We start from the raw sequence: 24,917 nt of genomic DNA, 5'->3' as shown, positions 1-24,917 counted from the left end.
CTCTCGTGCGTTCTCAGGCTGCGTCGGTGCCGAGCGTGCCGAGGTAGAGCCCGATCACCTTGGGGTCGTTCAGCAGATCGCGTCCGGTGCCCTCGTAGGCGTCCTTGCCCTGGTCGAGCACGTAGCCGCGGTCGCAGATCTGCAGGCAGCGTCGGGCGTTCTGCTCGACCATGATGGTGGTCACGCCCGCCTTGTTGATGTCGGAGACGCGGATGAACGCGTCGTCCTGACGGACAGGGCTGAGACCGGCCGATGGCTCGTCGAGGAGCAGCACCGACGGATCCATCATGAGGGCCCGTGACATCGCGACCATCTGCCGCTCGCCGCCCGACAGCGAGCCCGCGCGCTGCTTCAGGCGCTTGCCCAGCTCGGCGAAGATCCCGGTGACGAACTCGAGGCGCTCGGCGTAGATCTTGGGGTTCTGGTAGAGCCCCATCTGCAGGTTCTCCTCGATCGAGAGCGAGGGGAAGACGTTGTTCGTCTGCGGCACGAACGCGACGCCCCGCTTCACGAGCTTGTCGGCCTTGAGCCCGACGATGCTCTCGCCGTCGAGCGTGATCTCGCCGTCTCGAACATTCACGAGACCGAACATCGCCTTCAGGAGCGTCGACTTGCCGGCGCCGTTGGGGCCGATGATTCCGATCAGCTCACCCTTTCGAGCGATGAGATTGGCGCCGTTGAGGATGTTGACGCCCGGCAGGTAGCCGGCGTGCACACCCTTCATCTCGACGACGACGTGATCGTTCTTGATGGAGTCGACCTCGGTCATGCGCGTCCCTCCTCGGTGTCTTCAGCGGCGAGCTCGGCCTCGGCCTCTGCTTCGATCTGCTCGCGCAGTCGCACGGCAGCGGTGTCGGCGAGCACGGGGATGCGTCCGGTCACGGCACCGAGGTCGACGTCCTGATGGGCGCCGAGGTAGGCGTCGATCACGGCCGGATCCTCCATGACCTGGTCGGGCGGTCCCTCGGCGACGACGCGCCCTTCGGCCATGACGACCACCCAGTCCGCGATGTGCCGGACCATGTGCATGTCGTGCTCGACGAAGAGCACGGTCATGCCCAGTTCCTTCAGATCGAGGATGTGGTCGAGCAGCGACTGCGTGAGAGCCGGGTTCACGCCCGCCATCGGCTCGTCGAGCATGACGAGTGTCGGGTCGCTCATCAGGGCGCGGGCCATCTCGAGGAGCTTGCGCTGGCCGCCGGACAGGGCCGCGGCGAAGTCCTTCTCCTTGGCGTCGAGTTTGAACCGTGTCAGCAGCTCACGCGCCTTCACCTCGATCTCCTGGTCCTGCGTGCGCCAGAGGAAGGGGAACAGGCTCGACCAGAACCCCTCGCCGCGCTGATGCGGAGCGCCGAGCTTCATGTTCTCGAGCACGGTCAGCAGTGACAGCGACTTCGTCAGCTGGAACGTGCGCACCTGCCCCATGCGGGCCACCTTGAAGGAGGGGACACCCGAGAGGTTGGTGCCGTCGAACGACCAGGAGCCGCTGTTGGGCTTGTCGAATCCGCAGAGCAGATTGAACAGGGTGGTCTTGCCGGCTCCGTTGGGGCCGATCAGCGCCGTGATCGCACCGCGAGGGATCTCGAGGTGATCGACGTCGACGGCCGTCAGGCCACCGAAGCGTCGCTGCACCCCATCGACCACGAGGATCGGATCGACCTTTCCCACGCCGGGGACAGCGGGGCCCGTGGTGAGTCCGGTCGTCTTCGGCCGTCGGATGCTGCCGGTGGCGGGCGCCTTGTCGGCGGCCGCGTCGGGGTTCAGTTCATTTGACAAAGGTCATCTCCCTCTTGTCTCCGAGGATCCCCTGGGGGCGGAAGATCACGAGCAGCATCAGGGCCACTCCGACGAAGACGAACACGAGCGTGGACGCCTGGCTGTCGGACATCGGGAGGATTCCCGACTTCGCCAGCGCGGGGAGCAGGTTCGCCAGGAAGGCGAACACGACCCAGAACAGCACGGCCCCGAGCGTGGGGCCGAACACGGTCGCCGCTCCACCGAGCAGCAGGATGGTCCACAGGAAGAACGTCAGTGATGTCGTGTAGCTGCCGGGGACCACGGCGGACGGGAGCACGAAGATGATGCCACCCGCGGCGCCGATGATCCCGCCGACGACCAGAGCCTGCAGCTTGTACGCGAACACGTTCTTGCCGAGTGAGCGCACCGCGTCCTCGTCTTCGCGGATGCCCTTGAGCACACGGCCCCAGGGGCTGCGCATCAGCGACCAGACGAGCAGGATCGCGATCGCGAGCACGATCAGACCGAACACGCGGTTCCACAGGTCGTTCGCCGTGAAGGTCCACGGACCGAAGCCGTACGTGCCCTCGGGGAAGGGGTTCGCGTCGCGGAACCCTCCGTTGAACTGCGCGAGGCCGTCTGCGGAGTTCGTGTACTCGTCGAACACCTGCGTCGTGAACAGCAGGCGCACGATCTCACCTGCGGCGATCGTCGCGATGGCGAGGTAGTCGGCTCGCAGACGCAGGGTCGGGATGCCGAGGATGATCGCGAACACCGCACCGCCGATGAGGCCGATCAGCATGCCGATCCACCAGGGGAGCCCGAAGGTGAGCACGGAGATCGCGTAGCCGTAGCCGCCGATCGCCATGAACGCGGCCATTCCGAAGTTGAGCAGGCCCGCGTAGCCGAAGTGCACCGCGAGGCCGGTCGCCGCGAGCGCGTAGGCGATCGTGACGGGGCTGAGCAGGTAGACCGCGGTGTTGGAGAAGATGCTTCCGAAGTCCATCGTCAGCCCAACCTTTCCTTGCGTCCGAGCAGACCCTGCGGCCTCACCAGGAGGATCACGATGAGGATGACGAGCGCGCTCGCGTACTTGAGGTCGGACGGGATCCACAGCGTCGAGATCTCGACCGCGATCCCGACGATGAGCGATCCGACGAGTGCGCCGAACGCGGTGCCGAGTCCGCCGAGCGTGATGGCGGCGAAGATCAGCAGCAGCATCTGCACGCCCATGTCCCACTTCACACCGGGACGGAAGTACGCCCACAGGATGCCGGAGATCGCGGCGAGCGAGCCGGCCAGGATCCACACGATGCGGATGACTCTGTCGACGTCGATGCCGGAAGCCGCAGCGAGCTGCGGGTTGTCCGAGATGGCCCGCGTCGCCTTGCCGATGCGGGTGCGGGTCAGGAACCAGGCGACGCCGATGATGACGACGATGCTGACGCCCATTCCGATCATGTCGATGTACGACAGCGACACGGGACCGAACTGGATCGGGGTGGGGCTCGCTCCGGGGAGCTGACGGGTGCCGCCGCCGATGAAGTACTGGAAGACGTAGCGGAGGGCGAGTGAGAGCCCGATGCTCACGATCATCAGCTGGACGATACCGAGTCCGCGTCGGCGCAGCGGCCGCCAGAGGCCGGCGTCCATGGCCCAGCCGAGGAGTCCGCCGCCGATCACGGCCGCGACGATGCCGAGCCAGAGGGGCAGCTGCCAGAACGAGGTCACGACCAGGGCTACCAGGCCGCCCCACGTCACCATCTCGGCATGGGCGAAGTTCGACAGTCGAGTCGTGCCGTAGATGAGCGCGGCGCCCATCGAGGCGAGTGCGAGCAGGAGGCCGAAGTTCAGACCGCCCACCAGACGCGACACGAGCTGGTCGACGAACGAGACCGTGATCCGTTCGCCCTCGCCCAGGAAGAGATTCATGATCTTGGTGCCGGTGAGACCGAACTCGACCTCGAACGACGCCGTGGTGCCGGAGATCGGCTGCGTCCCCTCGGGGAGCTGAGCCGCGTCGACGATCACGCCGTCGGGAAGGGTGTCCTCGTCGACGGTGAGCGTGTACGTCTCCTTCTCGGGCACGTACAGGCGCCACTTGCCCTCGGCGTCGGTCTCGGTCTCGCCCTCGAAGCCGTTGCCCTCGATCGTCATCACGACGCCTTCGACCGGGTCGTCATCGAACGTGATGACACCCGCGAAGTAGAAGTCGGTGATCTCCTGCCCGTCATCCGTCTCTTCGGCGGAGGCCGCTGCGGGAGGCTGCAACCAGAGGAAAGCGATGGCGAGCAGCGACGCCAGCAGGATCGTGACCCACCGCATTCCGCTTCGTTTCGCCGAGATCGTCGGACGCACAGAACCTCCAGCCCAGTACACAGGCCATGACGGAGTTGTGCATCGGCCCTGATGTACGACGGTATGAGCGTAATGTGTCGGCTCTGTTTCGGCCAAGGCACGATCTGCTCACGGTGAGAACGATCCCATCACGAAGTTGCCCAGCCGTCGTCGCGCGCGTGCGGGAAGTCGCGCGAGCGCGGTGACGCGCGCGGGAATTTCCTCGGGGCCTCGGCGCTTAGAATTGGTACACCCTCACCCCAGATCGCGCCCCGCAGGAGGACTATCCATGGACCAGCACGACCCCTTCGGCTTCGTCGGACTCACGTACGACGATGTGCTGCTCCTCCCGGGGCACACCGACGTCATCCCGAGCGAGGCCGACACCTCTTCGCGGATCACTCGCCGGATCTCGGTCGCCACGCCGCTGCTCTCCAGCGCCATGGACACCGTCACGGAGTCGCGCATGGCGATCGCCATGGCTCGAGAGGGCGGCATCGGCATCCTGCACCGCAACCTGTCGATCGCCGACCAGGCCGCGCATGTCGACCGTGTCAAGCGCAGCGAGTCGGGCATGATCACCGACCCGATCACCACGACGCCCGACGCCACGGTCGAAGAGGTCGACGCCCTGTGCGCGAAGTACCGCATCTCGGGTCTGCCGGTCGTCGATCCCGACGGCCGCCTCGTGGGCATCATCACGAACCGCGACATGCGATTCGTCTCGGGCTTCGAGCGCCAGACGACGTTCGTGAAGGACGTCATGACCTCGGAGGGCCTCGTGACCGCTCCCGTCGGCGTCGCCGCCGGTGAGGTCATCGCCCTGTTCGCGAAGCACCGCGTCGAGAAGCTGCCGCTCATCGATGACGACGGCACGCTCGCGGGCCTCATCACCATCAAGGACTTCGACAAGAGCGAGAAGTACCCGCTCGCCACCAAGGACGACCAGGGTCGCCTGCGCGTCGGCGCGGCCATCGGCTTCTTCGGCGATGCCTGGGAGCGCGCCGAGGCGCTGCGCGACGCGGGCGTCGACGTGCTCGTCGTCGACACCGCGAACGGCCAGTCCCAGGGCGTCATCGATCTCGTCAAGCGGATCAAGGCCGACGAGAGCTTCGCGCACGTCGACGTGATCGGCGGCAACGTCGCGACCCGCGAGGGTGCACAGGCGCTCGTCGACGCGGGTGTCGACGCCGTCAAGGTCGGTGTCGGTCCCGGATCCATCTGCACCACGCGTGTCGTCGCCGGCGTCGGCGTGCCGCAGGTCACCGCGGTCTACGAGGCGTCGCTCGCGGCGGCACCCGCCGGCATCCCCGTGATCGCCGACGGCGGCCTGCAGTACTCGGGCGACATCGCCAAGGCGCTCGTCGCCGGTGCCGATGCCGTCATGCTCGGCTCGCTCCTCGCCGGTACCGACGAGTCGCCGGGCGAGATCGTCTTCCAGTCGGGCAAGCAGTTCAAGCAGTACCGCGGCATGGGCTCGCTGGGAGCCATGCAGACCCGTGGCAAGCAGACTTCGTACTCGAAGGACCGCTACTTCCAGGCCGACGTGCCGAGCGACGACAAGCTGATCCCCGAGGGCATCGAGGGTCAGGTTCCTTACCGTGGACCCGTCTCCGCCGTGGCGTACCAGCTCGTCGGCGGACTCCGCCAGTCGATGTTCTACGTCGGCGCGCGCACGATCGAGGAGCTCAAGCAGCGGGGCCGCTTCGTGCGCATCACCGCGGCCGGACTCAAGGAGTCGCACCCGCACGACGTGCAGATCGTCGTCGAGGCGCCGAACTACAAGCGCTGAGTCGGAAGAGACGAAGGACCGGATGCGAATGCGTCCGGTCCTTCGTCGTGCAGCGCCCTCGTCACGTATGTTGATATGCCAGTATTTAGTGACACCCGCTCGACTTCCCCTCGAGCTCCCCGCGCGAAGGGCGCAGAGAGACGTTCCGGACACTGGCCGGCAGGGGACTTCCCCCATGAGAGCCGCACCTATGACTCAGGATGCTCCCCGCGTCCTCGTCGTCGATGACGACCCGGACGTCGCCCTGCTCGTGAAGACCGTGCTCGAGAGACGCGCAGGCTGCGAGGTCGCGGTCGAACACGACGGCCGTTCCGCTGTCGCGCGCGTGGAGAGCTTCGCGCCGGACGCGGTCGTGACCGACATCGAGATGCCCGGCCTCGACGGTCTCGAGCTGCTGGCTGAGCTGCGACGCGCGGATCCGCTGCTTCCGGTCATCGTGATGACTGCGCACGTCTCGGTGGAGTATGCCGTCTCGGCCCTGCGTGCCCAGGCCGACGAGTTCCTCACCAAGCCCCTCGACAACGCGAAGCTGGTCGAGGCCGTCACGCGTCTGGTGACGGAGGGCCGCGCGCGACGCGAGGCCGGCCGCTCGAAGGAGGTGGTTCTCGCGATCGGCGCGCACCCCGACGACGTCGAGATCGGAGTCGGCGGGTTGCTCGCCGCACACGCCCAGGCCGGCGATTCCCTCACCATCCTCACTCTCTCGCGCGGCGCGCGTGGAGGCGACGCCGAGAGTCGGCAGCACGAGTCGCTCGCCTCGGCCGAGATGCTCGGCGCGCGACTGTTCGTGAAAGACCTCGTCGACACCGAGATCTCCGGCGGCGGCGCCACGGTGCGACTGATCGAAGAGGTCGTGCAGGAGGTGCAGCCGACCATCGTGTACACCCACTCGTCGAACGATCGTCATCAGGATCACCGCGCGGTGAGCGAGGCGACGATCGCCGCGACCCGGCGTGTGGGCACGGTCGCGTGCTACCAGAGTCCCTCGGCGACGATCGACTTCCGCCCGACACGGTTCGTTCGCATCGACCAGTACCTCGCTCAGAAGCTGCGACTGCTCGAGTGCTTCGGGTCCCAGACTGCCACCCGTGATTACCTCGACCCCGACTTCGTGACCGCGACCGCCCGCTACTGGTCGCGCTTCGGAGGAGGAGCGGCGGTCGAGCCGCTCGAGGTCGTCCGCGAGACCGCCGAGTTCATCGGAGCCCACGAACTCACACGACGGGAGAGCTGATGAGCGCGCGTGTACTGGTGACCGGTGCCGGAGGCCCGGCCGGGGTGGCGGTGATCCGCTCGCTCCTGCGGCGTTCCGACCTCGAGGTCTTCGCCGCCGACATGGACGGCTGGGCGAGCGGGATCTACCTCGTGCCCCCGACACATCGACGTCTGGTGCCGCCCGGGCGCGATGACGACTTCGTGCCCGCGATCGCCCGTATGGTCGCAGAGGACCGGCTCGACCTCGTGATCTCCACCGTCGACGTCGAGCTCACCGCCCTCGCAGGCCGACGTGCGGAGCTGGCACCGGCCGTGCTCGCGGCGCCGTCGCAGGACACGCTCTCCGTCGCGCTCGACAAGCTCCTGCTCGCCGAGCGCTGTGAAGCGACAGGCCTCACTCCGCGCACGGTGCTCGCGGGCTCCGATGCGCTCGCGGTCGACTGGGAGTTCCCGGTCTTCGCCAAGCCGCGGCAGGGCGCAGGCAGTCGCGGCGTTCGGATGGTGCCCGACCATGCGGCGCTCGAGGCGCTTCCGCACGACGACGGGCTCATCGTGCAGGACTTCCTCCCCGGTGAGGAGTATTCGGTCGATGTCATCGCCGATGCCGCGGGATCCGTGGTGGCGGCTGTGCCGCGCACCCGCGCGCGAGTCGATTCCGGTGTGGCGATCGCCGGACGCACGGTGCACGACGAGGAGCTCGAAAGCGCCGCGGCATCCATCGCGCGGGCCATAGGCCTCGTGGGCGTCGCGAATGTGCAGCTCCGACGCGACCGAGCGGGCCGTGCCGTGCTCCTCGAGGTGAACCCCCGTTTCCCGGGTGCGCTCCCGCTCACGATCGCCGCGGGCGTCGACATCCCCTCGCTCGTCGCCGACCTGTTCCTCGGGCGCGAGATCCCGTCGTCCGTCGCGTTCCGCGAGGTCGCCTCGGTGCGTTTCCTCGAAGACGTGATCGTCGAGGTCGACGAGGTCCTCGTCTCCGCGCACGCGGGGCATCAGGAGGACCTGTGACTCGCGCGCTCCTCACCGGCGATCACCACGTCCATTCGACCTTCTCCGATGACGCGGTCTCGACTCTCGCCGAGAACCTCGACGCCGCCGTCGCAGCGGGGCTCGCGACCGTGCGCTTCGTCGACCACGTGCGGCAGTCGACGCCGTGGGTTCCCGATTACCTCGCCGCCGTGCGCGCGCTGCAGGTGCCCGACGGGCTCACCGTGTTGACCGGGGTCGAGGCGAAGATCCTCGACGCCTCAGGCACGCTCGACATCCCCGAGCTGCCGACCGGAATCGACCGCATCCTCATCGCCGACCACCAGTTCCCCGGAGTCGACGGGCCGCTGAGTCCGAGCACCGTGCGGGAGCGCATCGAGGCCGGATGGGCGACGGACGACGTGCTCGATCAACTCGTCTCAGCCCTGATCGAGTCGATGCGCCGGCACCCGGGCAACCAGCTCGCGCACTGCTTCTCGATCCTGCCCAAGATCGGTCTGTCCGAGGATGACCTCGGTGTCGAGCGCGTCTCGGCCTGGGCGCAGGCGGCCGCCGCGACCGACACCATGGTCGAGGTGAATGAGAAGTGGGGATGCCCCGGCATCCCTCTGCTCGACGCGCTGCATCGCACGGGCACCGAGATCGTCGCGTCGACCGACAGCCACATCGCGTCCGACGTCGGACGCTATTCGTGCGTCAGCGAGATGCTCGACACCTGGGGGACCCTCTGATGGCCGATCTGACCTGGCTCGAGACCGTCGTCGTCGTGATCCTCCTCGTCTGCGTGCTCGTCGGCACGCTTCCGGTGATCAACACGGGACTGCAGTTCGTCGTGCTTCCGCTGCACGCGTTCCGGAACCACTACGGTCGGGCCGCGCCCCATCATCCGCGCGTCGCCGTGCTGATCCCGGCGTGGAACGAGGGGCTCGTGCTGGGGCCGGCGATCGAACGCCTGATGCAGCTCGAGTACCCCGCCGACCGCCTGCGCATCTACGTGATCGACGACGCATCGACCGATGACACTCCTGACGTCGTCGCCGCGAAGTCGGCGGCGTTCCCCGGGCGCGTGGTGCATCTGCGTCGTGACAAGGGCGGCGAGGGCAAGGCGCACACGCTCAACCACGGGCTCGACGTCGTGCTCGCGGACGAGTGGACCGAAGCCGTTCTCATCATGGACGCGGACGTGATCTTCGCCCGCGACTCGCTGCGCAAGATGAGCCGTCACCTCGCCGACGAGAAGGTCGGGGCCGTGACCGCGTACATCGCGGAGGGCAGCCGTGACCGCAACTACCTCACCCGGTTCATCGCGATCGAGTACGTGATCGGGCAGCTCTCCGCCCGCCGCACCCAGAACGTCGGGGGAGCGATCGCCTGCCTGGCCGGAGGCGCGCAGCTGCACTCGAGGGCCAACCTCGAGGCCATCGGCGGACGCATCCCGACCGGCACCCTGGCCGAAGACACGATGACGACCTTTGAGGGACAGCTGGCAGGCCGCCGCATGGTCTTCGAACCGCACGCCGTCGTGCTGGCCGAGGAGCCCCGCACGATCGACAGCCTCTGGAAGCAGCGACTGCGGTGGGCCAGGGGCAACGTGCAGCTGACCTCGATCTATCGGCACCTGTGGTTCCGCCCGAGCAGCGAGCACAACCTGGGCAGCTTCGCGTTCGGTCTCGCCTGGTTCACGATCCTGCTGCTGCCCGCCTTCATGGTGCTCGCGGCGACGGCTCTGCTCGTGCTGCTCGTGCTGCACAGCGACATCGCCGAGTTCGTCTTCCGCTTCATGTGGATCGCCGCGGCCTGCATCTATCTGTTCTCGATGATCTACACCGTGCAGCTCGACGGACGCATCGGCCGCCAGTCCTGGCGGGAAGCGCTGATGTTCCCCGGTCTCGGGGCGCTGATCCTGATGGCGATCGCACTGTTCCCCTGGCTGTTCGAGGCGGGTCTGAGCGACCTCGGACTCGCCCTCACAGATGAGACCCGTTTCACCTGGGCGGTCATCTTCTACCTCTGGGGACCGATCTCGATGCTCGGCATCTGGCTCGCCCGTGTCGTCGAGCCGCTGCCCGCAGGGCGTTTCTTCGCCGGTCTTCTGCTCTACGTCTGCGGATACGGATCGATGCTGTGCGCCATCACCGTCGACTCGTACATCAAGGAGTGGCGTCACGCCGACGCCGCATGGATCAAGACCGAGAAGATCGGACGGGTCGACTCATGACCGATGCACCTTCGAGAAGCCCCGAGGAGGAGGAGATCGCGGCGGATGCCCGTCGCGAGAAGCTCCTGATCCCGCAGGCGCTCCTCGCCTTCGGCGTCGTCGTCGTCATCGTGATCGTGCGAGAGCTGTTCCTTCGATGACCGGTCGGCCGCTGGCCCTCGTGGTCGAGGACAGCGCGGACCAGATGAACCTTCTGCGGCGCTATCTCGACCGCGAAGGATTCGAGGTGTTCGTAGCCCGCGACGCCGAGTCGGCGATCGCCTCGTTCGCCGAGATGCGCCCGGCCGTGGCGGTCGTCGATCTCCTCCTGCCCGGGATCACGGGGGAGGAGTGCGTGCGGCAGATACGCGACCGGTTCCCCGACTGCTTCCTGATCGTGAGTTCCGTCCTCGACCCGGCGGACTATCCGGACGCCGATGCCGCGCTGCCGAAGCCGATCGTGGGGGCGGACCTGCGTAGGATACTGCGGGGCATCGACAGATGACGACGGGCAGCACGGTGCAGGTGTCTCTGGAAAGAGGGTGGCGCCGTTACTTCGACAATCCCACGCCGCTGATCAAACAGGGCCCCACGGCGATCGCCGTGGGCGTCGCGGCCCTGCTCATCGGAGCGGTCCCCGAGTTCCCCGTCTCGAACGTCTGGGCAGTGATCGTCGGACTCGGCATGGTCGGTGCCGTGACGGTGCTGGCCGTTGTGCTCTCCGCCCGAGGAGTCTACGAGGGGTGGGTGGTCATGCTCATCCCGGTGATCGACATCCTCGGGATCGGCGTTCTCCGCGCCGGTACCGGCGGCGCCACGTCGCTCTTCTCGTCGCTCGTGCTGCTGCCGGTCATCTGGATCGCCGCCGCGCCGGGGTTCCGGCAGGTCTTCCTCATCGGCGCGCTCACGTCGATCGCGCTGCTGCTGCCCTACATCGCCGAGCCGCCCGAAGACGCGATCGCATGGCTGCGGGGCGTGGTCGGGCCGCTCGTCTTCGCGACCGTCGGCGCGATCGTGAACGAGTTGTCGCGGTTCCAGAGACAGCGGATCGCTCAGGCCGAGGCTCACGTGACCGAGAGGACCTCAGCGCTCGCCGCCAACGAGACGATGCTGCAGAAGCTCCGCGACAGCGAGGCGCAGTATCGCGCGCTGTCGGATTCGTTCTCGAGTCTGTGGAATTCCATCACCGGACAGGCCGTGGTCGCCACCGACAACTGCGGATCGATCACGGCATGGAACCCCGGCGCTGTGCGCCTGCTCGGGATGTCGGTCTCCGACGCGCTCGACGGTGTGCGTGTGGATCGGTTCTTCGCCTCCGCGGTGCTCGCACAGTTCGCCCCGGATGCCGATCACACGGACGACCGGCTGCACCCGGGACTGCGCGCGCTGTTCGACGAGGCCGACAGCGGGCTGTCGGTCGACTCCGACATCGAGGTCACGACGGCAGGGGGCTCGTCCGTGCCGGCTCGAGTGACCGTCTCCCCGTACCAGGTCTCAGACGGCTCCCGCCAGGGATATCTGCTCGTGATCACGGACGAGACGCGTGCGGTGGAGGTCGCGCGGATGAAGGACGAGTTCGTCGGGATGATCTCGCACGAACTGCGCACACCCCTGAGCGCGATCATCGGGTTCCTCGATCTGCTGCAGAACGATCCCGCACAGCCGCTCACCGCCGAGCAGCAGGAGTTCGTCGGGATCATCGAGCGCAATGCCCAGCGCCTGCTGAACCTGGTCGGCGACCTTCTCTTCACGGCGCAGGTCGAGTCGGGCCGATTCCCGCTCGAGCGCCGCGAGGCCGATGTCGTCGAGCTCGTGCGCAACGCCGTGGCATCGTCGGGCCCGCACGCCACGAGAGAGGGGATCGACCTCGTCGCCGAGGTGCCGTCGTCGCCCGTGCGGATGTCGGTCGATGCGGGGCGCATGGGCCAGGCGATCGACAATTTGCTGTCGAACGCGATCAAGTTCACCGGTGCCGGCGGCAAGGTCACCGCGAGCGTCCGTCAGATCGACGCAGGAGTCGAGCTGGCAGTGCGCGACACCGGGGTCGGCATCCCCGAGGACGAGCAGGGCATGCTGTTCACCCGGTTCTTCCGAGCCTCGACGGCGACCCGCAACGCGGTGCCGGGTGTGGGCCTCGGGCTCACCATCACCCGTGCCATCGTGCTGGCGCACGGCGGGTACATGGACGTCACGAGTCGAGAGGGAGTCGGAACGGAGTTCCGGATGGTCCTGCCCGTCGCCCCGCGCACCGAAGCGATCCAGATCGTCGGCGACGCGGACTAGCGGACACGATTCCCGGATCGCTGGGGGCGGTCGCTCCGACCGGCACGCTCGAGACGCGGTGTTGCCGCCGGTGTCGTCCGGTGTCGTCCGGTGACGCGCGCCGCGCTCGACGCAGACAGGGCCCGTATCTTCGCGGCATGACCCTTCTTCAGGAACAGATCTCAGCCATCGCGGATGTCACCGCCGAGCAGCGCTCGCAGCGCCTCTCTGACGCGGGCGGAGCGTGGAACGAGCGCATCGCGGCGGACCCGGCCGCCGCACAGCTGACCTACACAGTGTCCGGTCGTGGTGTCGGGTCGGTGGCGACCGAGATCCGCGCAGGCAAGCATCGGTTCCTCGTCGACGAGCCCGGCGCCCTCGCGGGTGACGACGTCGCACCGAGCCCTGTCGAGTACGCCCTCGGTGCGCTCATCAGCTGCCAGGTCGTCGTGTATCGGCTGTACGCGCAGGCTCTCGATCTGACCATCGACGAGATCGAGATCACCGCTGAGGGCGACCTCGATGTCCGCAAGCTCTTCGGCATCGATGAGTCAGGGCGGGCCGGGTTCCACGACGTCCGCCTTCGAGTCTCGATCTCGGGTCCTGACTCCGACGAGCAGTACGAGAATCTGCGGCAGGTCGTCGACGATCACTGCCCGGTACTCGATCTGTTCGCGAATCCGGTGCCGGTCTCGGGCGCGCTGAACTGATCGCGACTCCCGGCTCGATCGGGCGGTCGCGCGGCCTCGGATCCTGATAGCCTGGTCGGCTCGCCATGCGGGCGGAAGGACGGCCACGCACGGTGGGATACATAGATGCAGCAGGGGTCTCGCTGACCCTCCCCGATGGAAGACCGCTGCTCGACGAGGTGACATTCCGCGTCGGAGCGGGGTCGACGAGCGCGCTCATCGGGCCGAACGGAGCCGGCAAGACGACGCTGCTGCGCATCATCCGCGGCGATCAGACTCCGGATGCCGGCGTCGTGACGATCGACGGCGGTCTCGGTGTCATGGACCAGTTCGTCGGCCACGGCGAAGTCGGTCAGACCGTGCACGAGCTGCTGGTGCGGGTCGCGCCCCGGCGCATCCGCGGGGCCGCTGACGCGCTCGACGCAGCCGAGAACGCGCTGATCGAGCGCGATGAGCATGACACGCAGATGGCCTACGCGACCGCGATCGCCGAGTATGCGGACGCCGGGGGCTACGAGCACGAGACGATCTGGGACCAGTGCACTGTCGCGGCTCTGGGAGTGCCGTACGAGCGGGCGCGGTTCCGGGAACTCACCACGCTCTCGGGCGGCGAGCAGAAGAGGTTGGCCCTCGAGGCGCTGCTGCGCGGTCCGGACGAGGTCCTGCTGCTCGACGAGCCGGACAACTATCTCGACGTGCCGACCAAGCGCTGGCTCGAGGAGCAGCTGCGTCAGACGCCGAAGACGGTGCTGCTGGTGTCGCACGACCGCGAGCTCCTCGCGCGGGCCGTCGACCGACTCATCACGCTCGAGCCCGGGGGCGCCGGAGCATCGGCGTGGGTGCACGGAGGCGGTTTCGCAACCTATCACCAGGCGCGCAGCGATCGGATGGACCGACTCGACGAGCTTCGTCGTCGCTGGGATGAGCAGCACGAGAAGCTGCGCATCCTCGTCGCGACGCTCAAGGTGAAAGCCTCGGCGAACGACGGGTTCGCCTCGCGGTATCAGGCCGCGCAGACCCGCCTTCGCAAGTTCGAGGAGGCCGGACCGCCCGAGGAACGACCGCCGGCGCAGGACTTCGACATGCGTCTGCGCGGTGCGCGCACCGGCAAGCGCGCGGTGGTCGCACAGCGGCTCGAGCTCACCGGGCTGATGCGGCCGTTCGACGCCGAGGTCTGGTACGGAGACCGCGTGGCGGTGCTCGGATCCAACGGCTCGGGGAAGTCGCACTTCCTGAGGCTGCTCGCGCGCGGCGGCAGCGACCCCGATCCCTCGCTCGGCCACGTCACGTCGACGGGGGAGCAGCTCGCCGACGTCGCGCACACCGGTCGAGCGACCCTCGGTGCGCGGGTGGTGCCCGGTCTGTTCGCGCAGACGCACGCGCATCCGGAGTTCGTCGGTCGCACGCTGCTCGAGATCCTGCACCGGGGTGACGAACGGCGAGCGGGGATGCCTCGGGATGCCGCGAGCTCGGCGCTCGACCGCTACGGACTCGTGCGTCAGGCGCAGCAGACGTTCGAATCGCTGTCGGGCGGTCAGCAGGCGCGCTTCCAGGTGCTGCTGCTCGAGCTGTCCGGTGCGACGCTGCTGCTGCTCGACGAGCCGACGGACAACCTCGACATCGAGTCCGCCGAGGCTCTGGAAGATGCCCTCGAGCGGTTCGAGGGCACCGTGCTCGCCGTCACACACGACCGCTGGTTCGCGCGCTCGTTCGATCGGTTCCTGGTCTTCGGGTCGGAGGGGGAGGTCTACGAGGCCGACGCGCCCGTCTGGGACGAGCGCCGGGTCGCACGAGCTCGGTGAGTGCGACGCGTCAGGGCAGCCGGAACGGCGTGGCGGCCAGGGCGGTCGCGTCGAGTGCGAGGTCGGCGAGCACCGCGCCCACTCCCGGTGCGAACTTGAAGCCGTGCCCCGAGAAACCGGCGCCGACGACGATGCGTCCTCGGCGGTCGAGCACGAAGGCGCTGTCATCGGTCGATGTGTAGGTGCAGCTGATCGGCACGGCGGATGCCGGGTCCACCCCCGGCATCCACTCCCGCACGTAGTCGGCGAGTGCGGCGGCGTGCGTGATGCGGTGAGGACGCGCGTCGGGATCGACGGGATCGCCGACACGATGGAAGCCGACCTTGATGCCCTCGCCCGGGGTCGGCATCCCATAGACGGTCGCGGGATACCGCGCCGGATCGACGTAATGGTTGAACGACGGCCATACGGATCCGTCCACGGGCCGGAAGTGCGCCGGTGTCTCCTCGGTGACCGCGAGACGCGGGAGCCCGAGACCCGGGAGCATCTTCGTCGTCCACGCGCCCACCGTCACGACCACGGTGTCGGCGCGTACACGGCCGTCGGTGAGGACGAGGTCGACCCCGATGTCCGTCTCGTCGATGCGGGTCACGGGAGTGTCCCACCGCACCTCGCCGCCGGCGTCGACGATGCGTCGCTCCAACTCGCCGATGGTCGCGGACGCCCGGGCGACACCCGCATCGCGCGAGAAGAGCGCCGCATCGGTGAAGCGCATGCCGGCCCAGCGTGACGCGGCGTCGTGAGACGACAGGATCTCGGCGTGGATCCCCCGCTCGGTGAGCCTGCGCTCGATCGACCCCAGGTCCACATCGCCGTGTGTGACGAGGCCGTGCAGACGGAGCAGGGGCTCGCCGTCGACGAGTCCCAGGGCATCCCACCCCTCTTTCGCACGGACGAGCAGATCGAGATAGTGCTCCTCGTCGTAGGCGTTGTTGAAGTTGCGCGTCGCGCCGTGCGAGGCGCCTTCGCGGTGCCCGCGGGCGAAGCGCTCGAAGACCACGGGGCGCAACCCCCGTCTGGCCAGCTCCCACGCGGTCGCGAGTCCCATCACGCCACCGCCGACGACGGCGACCTCCACGGCGTCCACCGACATACTGCCTCCCGATCTCCCTCCCAGTCTCCCAGCCCGTCGGCGCGCTCGCGCGCGCCCGGTAGTCTGGAGGGGTGACCATGGAGATCGAGCTCGGCCGAGGCAAGCGCGCGCGACGCGCGTACACGTTCGACGACATCGCGGTGGTGCCGTCGAGGCGCACGCGAAACCCGGAGGACGTGTCGACCGCATGGACGATCGACGCCTTCGGCTTCGGAATCCCGGTGCTCGGAGCGCCGATGGACTCGGTCGTGAGCCCGCAGACGGCGATCATGCTGGGGCAGCTCGGCGGACTGGGCGTGCTCGACCTCGAGGGACTCTGGACCCGCTACGAGAACCCCGAGCCGCTGCTCGCCGAGATCGCCGGTCTCGATGAGGGTCAGGCGACCGCGCGCATGCAGCAGCTCTATGCCGAGCCGATCAAGCCCGCGCTCATCACCCAGCGCATCGCGGAGATCCGCGAAGCCGGAGTGACCGTCGCCGGCTCGCTGACCCCGCAGCGCACGCAGGAGTTCTACGACACGGTCGCAGCCGCCGGGGTCGACCTGTTCGTGATCCGCGGCACCACCGTGTCGGCAGAGCACGTCTCCAGCGTCGACGAGCCGCTGAACCTCAAGAAGTTCATCTACGACCTCGACGTGCCCGTGATCGTCGGCGGTGCTGCCACCTACACCGCGGCACTGCACCTCATGCGCACCGGTGCGGCCGGAGTGCTCGTCGGATTCGGTGGGGGCGCAGCCTCCACCACGCGTGCCACGCTCGGCATCCACGCACCGATGGCCACCGCGGTCTCCGACGTCGCGGCGGCTCGTCGTGACTACCTCGACGAGTCGGGCGGACGCTACGTGCACGTGATCGCCGACGGCGGAGTCGGCACCTCGGGCGACATCGTCAAGGCGCTCGCGATGGGTGCCGACGCCGTCATGCTCGGCGTCGCGCTCGCCCGCGCCACCGATGCTCCCGGCCGTGGATTCCACTGGGGCCCCGAGGCTCACCACCCGAAGCTGCCCCGAGGCCGTCGTGTCGAGGTCGGCGGCATCGGGACGCTCGAGGAGATCCTCTACGGGCCGGCTCCCGTCGTCGACGGCACGGCCAACCTCATCGGCGCGCTGCGCAAGTCGATGGCCACGACCGGATACTCCGACCTCAAGGAGTTCCAGCGCGTCGAAGTCGTCCTCGCTCCGTACGAGGCCTGAGGCCCTGCTCGACACCGTGACGACACCTGCACTGTTCCCCCCGACCCTCCGCGAGGTCATGCTCCGCGGGCGCTGGATCGGGATGCTCGTGCTGTGCCTGGTCGTCGCCGGAGTCTTCGCCTGGCTCGGCCAGTGGCAGCTGGAGCGCGCGATCGACACCGACCCGCCGCCTCCCGGCATCACCGAAGAGGTGCGTCCACTGACCGGCGTCCTGCAGCCGGGGGAGTACCTCGCCGAGCCGCTCGTCGGTCAGAAGGTCGAGACCTCGGGGACGTGGGTGCCGCAGGACTTCCTCGTCGTCTCGAGTCGATACAACGACGATGTCCCCGGGTACTGGGTGACCGGCCAGCTGCGGGTGGCCGACCGCACCTCGATCGCGGTGGCGATCGGCTGGACGGACGACCGCGCCGTCGCCGACGCCGCGGTGGAGCAGCTCGCCTCCGATGCCGAGGGCGGCGCGGTGGTCGCGGTCACCGGACGCATCATCTCCGACGAGGGGCCGTCCACACCCCCGGCCGACGACCCCACACGCATGGATCGGATGTCGACGGCCGCGCTGCTCAGCTTCTGGCACGACACCGACCAGCTCGACGTCTACCGGCCGTTCCTCGCATCCTCCACCGCCGACGCGGGACTCGTCGACATCTCGTCGCCGGCGCCCGATGAGCGGTCGCCGGTGAACTGGTTGAACATCTTCTACGCCGCGGAGTGGGCGATCTTCGCGGGCTTCGCGTTCTACCTCTGGTATCGCCTCGCGAAAGACGCCTGGGAGCGCGAGATCGAGGAGTTCGAGGACGCTGCGTCAGCCGCTCAGGGCAGCTGACGGCACGCGCATCCGCGCATCCTGACACGCGCATACGAGCGATCTCGGGTGCCCGGTTCTACCTTCGTCAGGGGTCGATCCGGCCAATCGGTGAGCGCTGAGTGACCAATGGGAAAACTCCGTTGAGGTTGTCCGAGGGCCTCCGTATGCTCGCTCACATGTGCGTCGGCTGAGAGCCCGCACCGCCGCGGTTTCACGAGAGCCGTCGCCAGCCCCCACCCGAGGAGACAAACACTGATGATGTCCGCTCCCGACGCCGCGAACCACGAGGTTCCCGGTTCAGATCGCAGAAGTCGGGGGCGCATCGGCGTCCTCGCCGCCACCTGCGTCGCCGCCCTGGGCGCCAGCGCCCTGATCGCGGCCCCCGCTTCCGCCGACGTCACAGGGACGGGGGTGGTCATCAACGAGGCGTATCTCTCCGGAGGCAGCGCCGGTGCAGCGTTCACGAACAAGTTCGTCGAGCTGTACAACCCGACCGCGCAGCCCGTCTCGCTCGACGGCTTCTCGCTGCAGTACCGCTCGGCGACCGGCACGGCCGCCTTCAGCGGGGTCGCCCCACTGACCGGAACGATCCCGGCAGGCGGTCACTTCCTCGTGCAGGGTGGCAGCAACGGCGCGAACGGTGCGGCTCTGCCGACGGCGGATGCCGTGGGCACTCTGAACCCGAGCGGAACGAACGGCACGCTCGCGCTGGTGCAGGGCACCACGCCGGTCACCCTCACCCCGGGATCGGTCGCCGGCGTCGACGGCGTCGTCGACGTGCTGGGATACGGCACCTCGAACACGTTCGAGACCAAGGCCGCGACTCCGCCCTCGGGCAACACCGATGTGAAGTCGCTCAACCGCACCGGCGGTGTCGACACCGACGACAACAGTGCCGACTTCACCCTCTCGTCATCGATCACGCCGCAGAACGCGGGCGGCACCGACCCGGGCACGGATCCCGGTACCGACCCCGGCACCGACCCCGCGAAGGTCTCGATCGCCGAGGTGCAGGGCACGACAGACGTATCGCCTCTGAGCGGCCAGACCGTCACGGTCGAGGGGGTCGTCACCGCGGACTTCCGCACCGGCGGGTACAAGGGCATCGTGATCCAGACTCAGGGCTCGGGTGGAGAGACCGACGCCACGCCCGGAGCCTCCGACGGCGTCTTCGTCTACCTCAACGCCCTCGCTCCGACCCTGGCGATCGGCGATCTGGTCTCGGTCACGGGATCGGTCAGCGAGTACTTCGGTCAGACCCAGATCAACCCGAGTGCGCTCGCAGGCGTCTCGGTCGTGCAGGCCGGCGTCGGTGTTCCCGCTCTCACGCCGCTGCCAGACACGGTGGTCGGTGCCGACCGCGAGCAGTACGAGAACATGTACGTCGCGCCCGCAGGCACGTACCGACTCGCCTCGAGCCACCAGCTCTACAACTTCGGCACGCTGTGGCTCAACGCGGGCGACGAGCTGAACGTCAAGAGCACCGAGATCGTCCGACCGGGCGACGAGGCGGCGGCCATCGCCGCGGCCAACCGGGCGAACCGTATCCTCCTCGACGACGCCTGGTCGATCCAGGTGACGAACAGCGGGCACCCGAATGACCAGCCCTACTTCACCGAGGAGCAGGTCGTCCGCAACGGCGACACCGTCGACTTCAGCGACAGCGGCTATGTGCTGCAGTACGGCTTCGACGACTGGCGGCTGCAGCCGATCGTTCCGATCGACAACACGTCGCCGGCCGAGCAGAAGGCCGGATTCACGACCACCAACCCGCGCGCCGAGGCAGCGCCCGAGGTGGGGGGCGACGTGCAGGTGGCGTCCTTCAACGTCTTCAACTACTTCACGACGCTGAAGAGCGAGAACTCCAACGCCCGAGGCGCGGCGAACGCAGAGCAGTTCGCGATCCAGAAGTCGAAGATCGTCGCCGCGATCAACGGGCTCGACGCCGAGATCGTGTCGCTCATGGAGATCGAGAACTCGATCAAGCTCGGCGGGTCACTCGACGAGGCTCTGGCCGATCTGGTCGACGGCCTCAACGATGCACTCGGCAGCGAGGAGTGGGACTACGTCCGCACCCCGGATGAGCTGAACGACTCGGCGACCACGGACTTCATCACCAGCGCGATCATCTACAAGAAGGATGCCGTCGAGACGGTGGGCGACAGCCTGACCGTGACCGACGAGTCGGTGTGGGGCAACGCCCGCGAGCCGATCGCCCAGGCGTTCGACGTCGACGGCCGCGTCGTCACGGTCGTCGCGAACCACTTCAAGTCGAAGTCTGCACCCGAGGGAGGCGGCGCGGAGCCGGCAGACGGGCAGGGCTTCTTCAACGCCGATCGCGTGAAGCAGGCGAACTCGCTCAAGGAGTTCACCGCAGAGATCGAGGAGACCACGGGCAGCAGTGACATCCTGCTGATCGGCGACTTCAACGCCTACGCGAAGGAAGACCCGATCGACGTGTTCACGTCGGCCGGCTGGAGCGACGTCGCGCGTGAGAAGGCACCCGAGCAGCACACGTACACGTTCGACGGCGAGCTCGGCTCGCTCGACCACGTGCTCGCGTCGCCCTCGCTCGCAGCGTCGATCACCGGAGCAGGCGTCTGGAGCATCAACTCGCCGGAGTGGAGCGACCGCGGTTACGCGTTCGGCGCCACCGAGGCGGGCACGCCCTTCCGCTCCAGCGATCACGACCCGATCATCGTCGGCGTCTCGTCGGAGATCCCTCCGGTGAGCATCGACGTGGTCACGATGAACGACTTCCACGGACGCATCGAGGCCGACGGCGCAGCGGCCGGTGCCGCGGTCGTCGCCGGTGCGGTGCAGCAGTTCCGTGCGGAGAACCCGAACACGATCTTCGCCGGCGTCGGCGATCTGATCGGCGCCTCGACGTTCACGTCGTTCATCAATGACGACAACCCGACGATCGACGCTCTCAACGCGGCCGGTCTCGACGTCAGTGCCGCGGGCAACCACGAGTTCGACCAGGGCTGGGAGGACCTGCGCGACCGTGTGCAGGACCGCGCGGACTGGGAGTACATCTCGTCGAACGTGTTCCTCACCGAGACCGGCGAGCCCGCGCTCGCTCCGGCCTGGGTCAAGGAGCTCGACGGGGTCAGGGTCGGCTTCATCGGCGCCGTGACCGAAGACCTCGACTCGCTCGTGTCGCCGGAGGGCATCGCCGATCTCGAGGTGCGCAGCATCGCCGACTCGGTGAACGCCGTCGCCGACGACCTGCGCGACGGCGATGCGTCGAACGGTGAGGCCGACGTCGTCATCCTCCTCGTCCACGAGGGCGCCGCGAGCACCGAGCTCTCGAGCATCACTCCCGACTCGCCGCTCGGCGAGATCGTCTACGGAGTCGACGAGGATGTGAACGCCATCGTCTCGGCGCACACGCACCTCGCCTACAACCACGTGATCGACGGTCGTCCCGTGATCTCGGCCGGTCAGTACGGCGAGAACCTCGGGCTGATGAACCTTCAGGTCGATCCGAAGTCCAAGGAGCTCATCTCGATCACGAACGAGATCAAGCCGCTCACCGCGAACGGCCAGGCTCTGTACCCGGCCGTGCCCGAGGTCGCCGACATCGTCGCGAAGGCGAAGGCCGACGCCGATGTGCTCGGAGCGATCAAGGTCGGCGACATCACCGCCGACTTCAACCGCGCGCGTCAGACGAACGGCTCGGAGAACCGTGGTGGCGAGTCCACCATCGGCAACTTCGTGGCCGACGTGCAGAAATGGTCCACGGGTGCGGACATCGCGCTCATGAACCCGGGTGGCATCCGTGCCAACCTCACGTATGCATCGTCGAACGCGAACGACCCGAACGGCAACGTCACCTACCGCGAGGCGGCGACGGTGCAGCCGTTCGCCAACACCCTGGTGACGTTGACGCTCACGGGCGCGCAGCTGAAGGGCGTCCTCGAGGAGCAGTGGCAGCCGGCGGGTTCGGCTCGTCCGTTCCTCAAGCTCGGCGTCTCGGAGGGGCTCGTCTACACGTACGACCCCGCCGCGGCACAGGGCTCGCGCGTCACGTCGATCACTCTCGACGGAACGGCGATCGATCCTGCTGCGAGCTACACGGTCGCGGCGAACTCGTTCCTCGCGGCGGGTGGAGACAACTTCTCCACGTTCAGAGAGGGCACGGGCAAGCGCGACACCGGCAAGATCGATCTGCAGTCGATGGTCGATTGGTTCGACGCGAACAAGACAGCGACCCCCGATCTCGCCCAGCGCGCGGTCGGTGTCTCGGTCAGCGCCGCGGACGCCGACGGCTACAGCGCCGGCGACCAGGTGACCGTGGCTCTCTCCTCGCTCGCCTTCAGTGCGGGGGAGCAGGCTCCGGGTGACGTCACGCTGTCGCTCGGTGACACGCAGCTCGCTACCGGAGCGGTCGACCCCACGATCGTCGACACGACCGACGAGGTCGGTCGCGCGTCCCTCACGTTCACGGTTCCCTCGGGCGCCGTCGGGGAGCAGCTGCTCACCGTCGCCGTCGCGGGGACCGGGACCACCGTGCAGGTGCCGTTCACGATCGCGGGCGAGGAGCCCGCGGAGTTCGCGGGCTCGATCGACCTCGGCTCGTCGAAGGTGGCTGCGGGCAAGAAGCTGCAGATCACCGGTGAGGGATATGAGCCGGGTGAGACCGTGGCCGTCGAGCTGCGACCGAAAAAGGGTGCGCCCATCGAGGTCGGCACCGTGAAGGTCACGGCCGACGGCACGTTCTCGACGGCAGTCACGGTTCCCAAGAACGCGCAGCCGGGCAAGTACACGGTCGCGGTGTCGCAGGCGGACGGAGACGAGGCGACAGCCACCGTCACCCTCACTCGTGCGGGCGGCATCGGCGGCATCATCGACTGGCTCTGGGATCTCCTCAACGGCTGGTTCTGATCTGATGCGGTGACGAGCGGGCCGGAGGAGTGATCCTCCGGCCCGCTTCGTCGTGTCCGGAGATTGTGGGGCAGCGAAGAAGAAGCCACATGCATCTCTTGTTTTTGTGTGGTTTTCTGTTGTATCGTGTGGGAAAGTTTTCCACCAGCAACGGAGCAGCGATGTACGCGATGGAGCGCCAGCAGGGAATCGAACGGATCCTGGCAGACGACGGACGAGTCTCGGTCGTCGACCTGGCGCAGCGCTTCGACGTGACGACGGAGACGATTCGCCGTGATCTCGCCGCTCTCGACGAGGCGGGGTCGCTCGTACGGGTCCACGGCGGAGCGGTCGCGAAGGACGACGACAGTACCAATGAGGTCTCGGTCCTCGAGCGCGTCCAGCAGCACGGGCCGGCGAAGCGGGCGATCGCCGCCCGCGCCCTCTCGGCGCTCGGCGCGGATTTCCATGGATCCGTGTTCATCGATGCGGGTACGACGGCCGCAGCCGTGGCCGAAGGGCTGTCGGCGAATGCCACACTCGCGCTCGAGGGTTCGCGTGCGCGCGTCGAGGCTGTGACGCACTCGCTGACGATCGCCCCGCTGCTCGCGGTGGCGGACGACATCTCGCTCACCGTCATCGGCGGCAGGATCCGTGGGGTCACCGCTGCGGCGGTCGGGGCCGAGACGGTCGCGACCATCGGCAGGCTGCGCCCCGACGTCGCGTTCATCGGGGCCAACGGCATCTCGGCCGGATTCGGGCTCAGCACGCCCGACCCTGACGAGGCATCTGTCAAGGCCGCCATCGTTCGCGCGGCACGCCGCGTGATCGTGGTGGCGGACTCCAGCAAGCACGACAGAGAGCTGCTCGTGTCGTTCGCGGCGTTGAGCGACGTCGACGTGCTCGTGACGGATGCGGAGCCGTCAGCCGACCTCGCGGCTGCGCTTGCGGAGGCCGACGTGGAGGTCTGGGTCGCATGATCGTCACTCTCACCGTCAACCCGGCGCTCGACCGGACCATCGCACTCGACGAGGCTCTGCGTCCGGGTGCGGTGCAAGCCGCCCTCTCTGCACGGGAAGAGGCCGGAGGGAAGGGCGTGAACGTCGCGCGCGTGGTCGCCGCTGCGGGAGTCGACACCGTGGCTGTCTTGCCGCTCGCGATCGACGACCCCTACCGTGCTCCGCTCGCCGCTGCTGGCATCCCGACCGTCACCGTTCCGGTCGTGCGGCAGGTGCGGACGAACCTTGCGATCACGGATCGCGAGGGGATCACCACCAAGGTCAATCTCCCGGGCAGCCCCCTGAGCCTCGTGGACTCGGCGGCCGTGATGACCGCGGTGGTCGACGCGAGCGCGGATGCCGACTGGCTCGTTCTCGCGGGGTCGCTTCCTGACTCGGCGGCCGCGTCGTTCTACGTCGATGTCGTAGCCGCGGTGCGCGATCGGTGGGGGAGCGGTTCGCCGCGCATCGCCGTCGACGCATCCGGGCCCGCTCTTCACGAGGTCGTCGCCCGTGCATCGGTCGACCTGATCAAACCGAACGATGAGGAGCTCGCAGAACTGCTCGGCGTGCCCGTCGACGGGAACAGCCCCGAGGCGATCGTCGACGCCGTCCGCGCCATCGTTCCCGAACGCGTCGCGGCCGCACTCATCACGCTCGGAGGCGACGGCGCGGCGCTCGTGACGGGCGAGGGGGCATGGTTCGCAGCCGCGCCCCGTATCCGCGTCGTGAGCACCGTCGGTGCCGGCGACAGCTCACTCGCGGGATATCTGCTCGCCGATCTCGCCGGCGGAGACGCGCAGGCCCGGCTCACGTCTGCCATCCGCTACGGTGCCGCCGCGGCATCGCTCCCCGGAACCCAGGTGCCGGCCCCGGCCGACCTCGGGCACCACGACATCTCTGTTCGATCGATCTGATCACTGACGACCACTGGAGGTCAT

General features: G+C 68.1%; 20 protein-coding genes. 15 read left to right on the top strand and 5 right to left on the bottom strand.

Features of this window, described 5'->3' with window-relative positions:
- Window positions 1-13: 13 nt before the first annotated feature.
- From IXW21_RS12535 to IXW21_RS12520, 4 genes are read right to left on the bottom strand one after another with little or no spacing between them, the layout of a single operon-like run.
- Complete coding sequence (locus IXW21_RS12535; protein ID WP_194764593.1) at window positions 14-769, bottom strand: ABC transporter ATP-binding protein; 756 nt, start codon at window positions 767-769, stop codon at window positions 14-16.
- Complete coding sequence (locus IXW21_RS12530) at window positions 766-1,719, bottom strand: ABC transporter ATP-binding protein (RefSeq protein WP_194764646.1); 954 nt, start codon at window positions 1,717-1,719, stop codon at window positions 766-768. Before IXW21_RS12530 ends, IXW21_RS12535 begins: the two co-directional genes overlap by 4 nt.
- A gap of 46 nt (window positions 1,720-1,765) precedes the next feature.
- Window positions 1,766-2,743: a branched-chain amino acid ABC transporter permease gene (locus IXW21_RS12525; RefSeq protein ID WP_194764592.1), complete on the bottom strand. Its 978-nt coding sequence runs from the start codon at window positions 2,741-2,743 to the stop codon at window positions 1,766-1,768.
- Between the two features lie 2 nt (window positions 2,744-2,745).
- Entirely contained in the window at window positions 2,746-4,062 is a 1,317-nt protein-coding gene (locus IXW21_RS12520) for a branched-chain amino acid ABC transporter permease (RefSeq protein ID WP_194764591.1), read from the bottom strand.
- Window positions 4,063-4,363: 301 nt separating this feature from the next.
- On the opposite strand from IXW21_RS12520, the gene guaB reads away from it, so the two are divergent.
- From guaB to IXW21_RS12470, 10 genes are all read left to right on the top strand, one after another.
- Window positions 4,364-5,866, top strand: coding sequence for an IMP dehydrogenase (guaB, locus tag IXW21_RS12515; protein WP_194764590.1), 1,503 nt, complete (start codon window positions 4,364-4,366; stop codon window positions 5,864-5,866).
- Between the two features lie 190 nt (window positions 5,867-6,056).
- Window positions 6,057-7,100 (top strand): response regulator, encoded by a 1,044-nt coding sequence (locus IXW21_RS12510; RefSeq protein WP_194764645.1) that lies wholly within the window; start codon window positions 6,057-6,059, stop codon window positions 7,098-7,100.
- Window positions 7,100-8,089 carry an ATP-grasp domain-containing protein gene (locus tag IXW21_RS12505; RefSeq protein ID WP_194764589.1) on the top strand — a complete coding sequence of 330 codons (990 nt, stop codon included), beginning with the start codon at window positions 7,100-7,102 and terminating at the stop codon, window positions 8,087-8,089. The genes IXW21_RS12510 and IXW21_RS12505 overlap by 1 nt, the downstream gene beginning before the upstream one ends.
- Window positions 8,086-8,799 carry a PHP domain-containing protein gene (locus IXW21_RS12500; RefSeq protein WP_194764588.1) on the top strand — a complete coding sequence of 238 codons (714 nt, stop codon included), beginning with the start codon at window positions 8,086-8,088 and terminating at the stop codon, window positions 8,797-8,799. Before IXW21_RS12505 ends, IXW21_RS12500 begins: the two co-directional genes overlap by 4 nt.
- Window positions 8,799-10,286, top strand: coding sequence for a glycosyltransferase family 2 protein (locus IXW21_RS12495; RefSeq protein ID WP_194764587.1), 1,488 nt, complete (start codon window positions 8,799-8,801; stop codon window positions 10,284-10,286). Before IXW21_RS12500 ends, IXW21_RS12495 begins: the two co-directional genes overlap by 1 nt.
- Window positions 10,283-10,426 (top strand): hypothetical protein, encoded by a 144-nt coding sequence (locus IXW21_RS12490; protein ID WP_194764586.1) that lies wholly within the window; start codon window positions 10,283-10,285, stop codon window positions 10,424-10,426. The genes IXW21_RS12495 and IXW21_RS12490 overlap by 4 nt, the downstream gene beginning before the upstream one ends.
- Window positions 10,423-10,770 (top strand): response regulator, encoded by a 348-nt coding sequence (locus tag IXW21_RS12485; RefSeq protein ID WP_194764585.1) that lies wholly within the window; start codon window positions 10,423-10,425, stop codon window positions 10,768-10,770. Before IXW21_RS12490 ends, IXW21_RS12485 begins: the two co-directional genes overlap by 4 nt.
- Complete coding sequence (locus tag IXW21_RS12480; RefSeq protein WP_194764584.1) at window positions 10,767-12,548, top strand: sensor histidine kinase; 1,782 nt, start codon at window positions 10,767-10,769, stop codon at window positions 12,546-12,548. Before IXW21_RS12485 ends, IXW21_RS12480 begins: the two co-directional genes overlap by 4 nt.
- A gap of 137 nt (window positions 12,549-12,685) precedes the next feature.
- Window positions 12,686-13,237, top strand: a complete 552-nt coding sequence (locus tag IXW21_RS12475; protein ID WP_194764583.1) for an OsmC family protein — start codon at window positions 12,686-12,688, stop codon at window positions 13,235-13,237.
- A gap of 92 nt (window positions 13,238-13,329) precedes the next feature.
- Window positions 13,330-15,018, top strand: a complete 1,689-nt coding sequence (locus tag IXW21_RS12470; RefSeq protein ID WP_194764582.1) for an ABC-F family ATP-binding cassette domain-containing protein — start codon at window positions 13,330-13,332, stop codon at window positions 15,016-15,018.
- Window positions 15,019-15,028: 10 nt separating this feature from the next.
- On the opposite strand, the gene IXW21_RS12465 is transcribed toward IXW21_RS12470, so the two are convergent.
- Window positions 15,029-16,111 (bottom strand): FAD-dependent oxidoreductase, encoded by a 1,083-nt coding sequence (locus IXW21_RS12465; RefSeq protein WP_194764581.1) that lies wholly within the window; start codon window positions 16,109-16,111, stop codon window positions 15,029-15,031.
- A gap of 77 nt (window positions 16,112-16,188) precedes the next feature.
- Here IXW21_RS12465 and IXW21_RS12460 point away from each other — a divergent pair, with 77 nt between their 5' ends.
- The 5 genes from IXW21_RS12460 to IXW21_RS12440 all read left to right on the top strand — a co-directional run bounded on the left by IXW21_RS12460 (window position 16,189) and on the right by IXW21_RS12440 (window position 24,893).
- Window positions 16,189-17,304 (top strand): GuaB3 family IMP dehydrogenase-related protein, encoded by a 1,116-nt coding sequence (locus IXW21_RS12460; protein WP_194764644.1) that lies wholly within the window; start codon window positions 16,189-16,191, stop codon window positions 17,302-17,304.
- A 58-nt stretch (window positions 17,305-17,362) separates the two neighbouring features.
- Entirely contained in the window at window positions 17,363-18,127 is a 765-nt protein-coding gene (locus IXW21_RS12455) for an SURF1 family protein (RefSeq protein WP_194764643.1), read from the top strand.
- 237 nt (window positions 18,128-18,364) lie between these two features.
- Window positions 18,365-22,999, top strand: a complete 4,635-nt coding sequence (locus IXW21_RS12450; RefSeq protein WP_194764580.1) for an ExeM/NucH family extracellular endonuclease — start codon at window positions 18,365-18,367, stop codon at window positions 22,997-22,999.
- Window positions 23,000-23,160: 161 nt separating this feature from the next.
- Window positions 23,161-23,958, top strand: coding sequence for a DeoR/GlpR family DNA-binding transcription regulator (locus IXW21_RS12445; protein WP_194764642.1), 798 nt, complete (start codon window positions 23,161-23,163; stop codon window positions 23,956-23,958).
- Entirely contained in the window at window positions 23,955-24,893 is a 939-nt protein-coding gene (locus IXW21_RS12440) for a 1-phosphofructokinase family hexose kinase (protein ID WP_194764579.1), read from the top strand. The genes IXW21_RS12445 and IXW21_RS12440 overlap by 4 nt, the downstream gene beginning before the upstream one ends.
- The last annotated feature ends 24 nt before the right edge of the window (window positions 24,894-24,917 follow it).

The organism is Microbacterium sp. UFMG61, from assembly GCF_015354505.1.
Lineage (GTDB): Bacteria > Actinomycetota > Actinomycetes > Actinomycetales > Microbacteriaceae > Microbacterium.
Note: the sequence above shows the minus strand (reverse complement) of the source record. Positions and strands in the feature narration are given on the sequence as shown.

Bases quoted from the DNA above. Each gene is read 5' to 3' on its own strand.
- IXW21_RS12520 (WP_194764591.1), bottom strand. From the start codon at position 4,062: ATGCGGTGGGTCACGATCCTGCTGGCGTCGCTGCTCGCCATCGCTTTC.
- IXW21_RS12505 (WP_194764589.1), top strand. From the start codon at position 7,100: ATGAGCGCGCGTGTACTGGTGACCGGTGCCGGAGGCCCGGCCGGGGTG.
- IXW21_RS12485 (WP_194764585.1), top strand. From the start codon at position 10,423: ATGACCGGTCGGCCGCTGGCCCTCGTGGTCGAGGACAGCGCGGACCAG.
- IXW21_RS12460 (WP_194764644.1), top strand. From the start codon at position 16,189: ATGGAGATCGAGCTCGGCCGAGGCAAGCGCGCGCGACGCGCGTACACG.
- IXW21_RS12480 (WP_194764584.1), top strand. From the start codon at position 10,767: ATGACGACGGGCAGCACGGTGCAGGTGTCTCTGGAAAGAGGGTGGCGC.
- IXW21_RS12455 (WP_194764643.1), top strand. From the start codon at position 17,363: ATGCTCCGCGGGCGCTGGATCGGGATGCTCGTGCTGTGCCTGGTCGTC.
- IXW21_RS12490 (WP_194764586.1), top strand. From the start codon at position 10,283: ATGACCGATGCACCTTCGAGAAGCCCCGAGGAGGAGGAGATCGCGGCG.
- IXW21_RS12445 (WP_194764642.1), top strand. From the start codon at position 23,161: ATGTACGCGATGGAGCGCCAGCAGGGAATCGAACGGATCCTGGCAGAC.
- guaB (WP_194764590.1), top strand. From the start codon at position 4,364: ATGGACCAGCACGACCCCTTCGGCTTCGTCGGACTCACGTACGACGAT.
- IXW21_RS12440 (WP_194764579.1), top strand. From the start codon at position 23,955: ATGATCGTCACTCTCACCGTCAACCCGGCGCTCGACCGGACCATCGCA.
- IXW21_RS12495 (WP_194764587.1), top strand. From the start codon at position 8,799: ATGGCCGATCTGACCTGGCTCGAGACCGTCGTCGTCGTGATCCTCCTC.
- IXW21_RS12465 (WP_194764581.1), bottom strand. From the start codon at position 16,111: ATGTCGGTGGACGCCGTGGAGGTCGCCGTCGTCGGCGGTGGCGTGATG.
- IXW21_RS12475 (WP_194764583.1), top strand. From the start codon at position 12,686: ATGACCCTTCTTCAGGAACAGATCTCAGCCATCGCGGATGTCACCGCC.
- IXW21_RS12525 (WP_194764592.1), bottom strand. From the start codon at position 2,743: ATGGACTTCGGAAGCATCTTCTCCAACACCGCGGTCTACCTGCTCAGC.
- IXW21_RS12510 (WP_194764645.1), top strand. From the start codon at position 6,057: ATGACTCAGGATGCTCCCCGCGTCCTCGTCGTCGATGACGACCCGGAC.
- IXW21_RS12450 (WP_194764580.1), top strand. From the start codon at position 18,365: ATGATGTCCGCTCCCGACGCCGCGAACCACGAGGTTCCCGGTTCAGAT.
- IXW21_RS12535 (WP_194764593.1), bottom strand. From the start codon at position 769: ATGACCGAGGTCGACTCCATCAAGAACGATCACGTCGTCGTCGAGATG.